We start from the raw sequence: 283 nt of genomic DNA on the forward strand, positions 1-283 counted from the left end.
TAAAAACAAGTGTTGATTATACTAAGTATACCGCTGAAGGAACTAGTTTTGGTACACCAAGTCGATCAAATGTTTCCGCTACAGCTATACTAAATCATAAGCTGACTAAAGCATTTAGCTATGGAATTAATTTGCGAAAAGATTTCACATCTTCTTTTGAGAGCCCTTTAGTTTTTTCGTTGGATACAGAATATGCAGTTTCCAAACATTATAGTATTCAGTTAAATGGATCTAGAAATTACCGTGTACCAACTTTTAACGATTTATATTGGCAGCCAGGAGG

At 34.3% G+C, this 283-nt stretch carries 1 protein-coding gene; it reads left to right on the forward strand.

The features are described from left to right. The coding region (locus tag H2O73_RS23905) for a hypothetical protein (RefSeq protein ID WP_220457741.1) at positions 1–283 on the forward strand (283 nt) is incomplete at both ends.

It is taken from the genome of Vibrio marinisediminis (assembly GCF_014050145.1).
In the GTDB taxonomy this organism is placed as follows: Bacteria; Pseudomonadota; Gammaproteobacteria; order Enterobacterales; family Vibrionaceae; genus Vibrio; species Vibrio marinisediminis.